Origin of the sequence: Mycobacterium sp. (assembly GCF_049280035.1) — a bacterium.
Taxonomy (GTDB): domain Bacteria; phylum Actinomycetota; class Actinomycetes; order Mycobacteriales; family Mycobacteriaceae; genus Mycobacterium.
In genome coordinates this window covers 1-3,582 of record NZ_JBAPPI010000002.1, presented here as the reverse complement: position 1 = coordinate 3,582, position 3,582 = coordinate 1, and the positions used below count along the sequence as shown (strand labels likewise).

Genomic DNA, 3,582 nt, shown 5'->3' with positions numbered 1-3,582 from the left:
GTTTCCCATGCCTCGCGAGCGCACAGCCAGCGCGCTGGGCATGCGCGGCACAGCGCCTTCGCCTCGTCGTCCGGATTGGTGGTCCAACGCTCCGGGTCAGTCGTGCAGACCGGGACGAACTCCTCGGATGGAGCTGTCAGCGGTGCGACAGTTGCAGTCATAGCCTTGCCCCTTGTTTGCGGTGCGCCCGTGGCGCTAGTGCTACGACTGTAACCGAAGCGATAGCGAAGTGCAACAGTTTCACCGCAGAGATGCTACGAATTTGGTGGTCAAGATCGAGCTGGGCCGCAGAATAATGCCGATGACGTGCGCAAACAGTGGACGTAAGGTGCTATGGTTAGCGCATCAACTGATCGCTAACGGGATGAGTTAAGGCATGCTGTACGGCCAGGCGCGGCCGATCCGCGTCGGAAAACGCAGCGCAATTCGCTGGCGTCCGCACTAGCCGTCGCAGGATAGATGTAGCATCTCCTCGGGCTGGCGGTCCGAAACGCCGTAGCGGCGGACGTGCAGCGGAAGGGAGCGTGCCGTGACAAGTGGCCAGGCTGCCTCAGCGTCGGGGCCGACCCTGGCGGTCCGGATCGGACCCGAGTCGCACACTCTCGACCCCGTAGTCGGCGCCGCTGTCATCGGTAGAGATCCCGGGGCGACAGTGCGGGTCAACGACGACCGGATCTCACGTTCGCACGTTCGGTTGGAGCCGCGCCGCGACGGCTGGCAGGTCTTCGATACCAGCACCAACGGGATGTTCGTCGACGGCGTGCGGCGAAGCTCCGCGCTGATCACCGGTCCAACGACTATTCATTTGGGAGCTGCGGATGGTATTCCAGTGAACTTCGTGCCCAGCGATCCGACCGAAGCGACTGCGGTGGTTGCCTCGATCGAAGCTGATGCTGATGACGACGACAAGTGGGAGGAGCTGGGCGAGACCGATCCCGACGTGGCGCGGGCCGGCCGAGCGGTCGCCGCGCGGCGACGCGAACTCGATATCACCCAACGCAGCCTGGCCAGAGACAAAATTATCAACGCCGGCACCCTCATCGCGTTCGAGAAGGGGCGTAGCTGGCCTCGCCGCGGAACGCTGGCCAAGCTGGAAGAAGTGCTGGACTGGCCGGTCGGCACCATCACCCGCATCCGGAGTGGCGGTGCGGTGGCCCAGGGCGGCGAAGCGACCGAGGTGCTGACCGACACGGTCCAGGCTCCGTTGATGGCCGAGGCCGTCGAGCTAGCCATGCATGCCATCGCCACGGCGCTCGCCGCGCTACCAAGGGACTCGGAGGCGGAGTTCGCTCACCGCGCCAGCCCGATCCTCGCGGACCTACGCAAGCTCGAGGCGGTGGCGTCTAACGCTGCCCGCAATGCCAGAGGCGCGCCGTCGGTGGTGCTCGCTCTTAGCTCCGTGCGCCGGGCTTACAACGACCTGATGCTGCGCGCCGCGCGATCGCCGTCGGCCACTTTGGGGCAACGGCTCTACGGGGCGCGACACCGGGCCGAACTCAGCATCGACGAGGCCGCCAACGCCGCCGGGGTTCCGACTGCCGTCGTTCAAGATGCGGAGTCTGAGCGTCCCGTTCCTCCTGGCGCCGCGGCGGCCATCGAGACGCTCATCGCGCAACTGACGATGAGCTGACGCCCGGCTCTTTGCCCCAGCCGTTCTCCGAGACGAATTCGGCGAGCGGCCGGCCCAACGCCCAGCCATCCAATTCCAGCGAGGGTCGATCCGGGAATTCGGGTACCGGGCCAAGGCACAGGATCGCCACCGGCTCGGCATCCGCGGGCATGGCCAGCAAGGCCGCCAGCTTCGGCGGATCGAACAGCGATACCCACCCCATCCCCAGACCTTCGGATCGTGCTGCCAGCCAAAGGTTTTGGATCGCACATGACACCGATGCGAGATCCATCTGCGGCAGGGTGCGACGGCCGAAGACGTAACTGTCTCTGCCTTCGCACAGCGCCACCACCAACAGCTCGGCGCAGTCGAGGATGCCTTCGACCTTCAGCGCCAAAAACTCCTGTGCCCGTTGGCCCAGCGCGTGAGCGGTCAGCAGCCGCTCCTCGTCGACCAGGGCGTGGATGCGTCGTCGTAGCGAATCGTCGGTAATCCGGATGAACCGCCACGGCTGCATCAGACCCACATTGGGCGCGGCGTGCGCGGCCTGGAGCACCCGCGCCATGACGTCCTCCGGCACGGTGCTGCCAGGCACGAACCGGCGCATGTCTCGTCGTTCGGAGATCACCCGGTACACCGCTTGCCGCTCCTGCGGAGTAAACGCGTGATCGCCCACGTACCCATGGTAGGAACCGTCGTGTGCTGCAAGACTGACTTCGAGCGCTGAAAAGGAGCGGTCCGATGAAAATTCCGGAATCACTCGACGAATTGCCCACCAATGGCACTCGTGGACGCGTCTACGGCGAGCCGTATCGAACGGCGGATGGCGGCACCGTGATCACCGTTGCCAAGGTCCGCGCCGGCACCGCGACGCCGGTTGGAGTGTTCGTCATCCACGGCGGCACGGCGCGCTGGGTGCCGGCGATCGACGCGAATCGGGTCGCCCTGATCGGCGTGATCACCGGCCTGATATCGGCGGTGCTCGCCAGTGCGGCCCTGCTGCGTCGTCCGCCGTGGCCCGACTTGTCGGCGACGTCGTCGGCCTGGCTGCGACGCTGACCGTTACGGCCGGTAGGTGACGCCGACCGCGCGGAAAACGTATTCCGGCGGCATGTCGAAGGTCAGCGATCGGCGTGGTAACCCGGTGAGCACGTCGCCGGGAAGGGCGATCTTGTAGTGCAACGACAGCTGGCCGGTGAACGACTCGTCCACCTGGCCGACGTCGATATCAACCTGCAGGCCCGTTGACGAGAGCTCTGCGGTCGCCGCACCGGACTGCTCCGCGTCCCAACGGACGTCGACGGTGGGGCCGGCCAGTTTAGGTAGCGATGACAGGGTTGCCAGCACGCGTTGTGCGGTCAGCGCCACCGACCCGACGTAGCTGGCGACGCTGTGCGCCGAACGCAGACCCGGGATCGCGCCGCTGAACCGCCGGGTGACTGCGACGTAATCGGCGACGTAGATGAGCCCCTCCGCTCCGAGTTCGGCGCGCACGTCGGGTGGCAGCTTGCCGATGCCGAAAAGCCTGCGGACGAAGACGGGCATCAGCGCTTGGTGTCGCCTTCGTCGTCGTCGGGATTCTGGTCGGGGGCGAGTATTCGCCGGGCCGCGACAGGCTTGCCCGCGACTCGCCTCACCACCTCCGGCCCAGTCGGCGGAGCGACGACGCGTCCCTGTACCGGGGCACCGTTCTTCACCGAAGGCGCCACAACGCGTTTGGTGTCGGCCTTGCTGTCGCTTCCCGACCCGCCGGCACCGGCCATCGAACCCGGCGGCACCATCGGCATGCCGCCCATTCCGCCGCGAGCCCCACCTGCCGAATCCGTTGGCGCCGCTGGCACCTGCGGCGAGGTCGCCGACGATGCGGGAACAGTACTGGCTGAGGGAGTGGGCGGCGGTCCGAGCTGTGCGGCCGGAGTCGTGCCAGCCATGCCGCCGCCCGCACCACCCGCGGCGCTGGCCAACCCGGCGGC

The 3,582-nt window shown here is 66.9% G+C and carries 4 protein-coding genes and 1 pseudogene; 2 read left to right on the top strand and 3 right to left on the bottom strand.

Going from position 1 to position 3,582, the window contains the following annotated elements:
* The first annotated feature begins 529 nt into the window (after positions 1–529).
* Positions 530–1,630, top strand: a complete 1,101-nt coding sequence (locus tag WAN71_RS00040) for an FHA domain-containing protein (RefSeq protein ID WP_422223368.1) — start codon at positions 530–532, stop codon at positions 1,628–1,630.
* Here the strand turns inward: WAN71_RS00040 and bluB are convergent.
* Complete coding sequence (gene bluB, locus WAN71_RS00035) at positions 1,605–2,285, bottom strand: 5,6-dimethylbenzimidazole synthase (RefSeq protein ID WP_422223367.1); 681 nt, start codon at positions 2,283–2,285, stop codon at positions 1,605–1,607. The genes WAN71_RS00040 and bluB overlap by 26 nt on opposite strands.
* 65 nt (positions 2,286–2,350) lie before the next feature.
* On the opposite strand from bluB, the gene WAN71_RS00030 reads away from it, so the two are divergent.
* Positions 2,351–2,668 carry a hypothetical protein gene (locus WAN71_RS00030; RefSeq protein WP_422223366.1) on the top strand — a complete coding sequence of 106 codons (318 nt, stop codon included), beginning with the start codon at positions 2,351–2,353 and terminating at the stop codon, positions 2,666–2,668.
* A 3-nt stretch (positions 2,669–2,671) separates the two neighbouring features.
* Here the strand turns inward: WAN71_RS00030 and WAN71_RS00025 are convergent, their stop codons facing one another.
* Positions 2,672–3,154, bottom strand: a complete 483-nt coding sequence (locus tag WAN71_RS00025; protein WP_422223365.1) for a hypothetical protein — start codon at positions 3,152–3,154, stop codon at positions 2,672–2,674.
* Positions 3,154–3,582: pseudogene (locus WAN71_RS00020) on the bottom strand (hypothetical protein); the annotation flags it as partial. The gene WAN71_RS00025 and the pseudogene WAN71_RS00020, both read right to left, overlap by 1 nt.

What these genes read in the sequence shown, in the direction of transcription:
- WAN71_RS00030 (WP_422223366.1), top strand. Translation starts at nt 2,351, where the DNA reads ATGAAAATTCCGGAATCACTCGACGAATTGCCCACCAATGGCACTCGT.
- WAN71_RS00025 (WP_422223365.1), bottom strand. Translation starts at nt 3,154, where the DNA reads ATGCCCGTCTTCGTCCGCAGGCTTTTCGGCATCGGCAAGCTGCCACCC.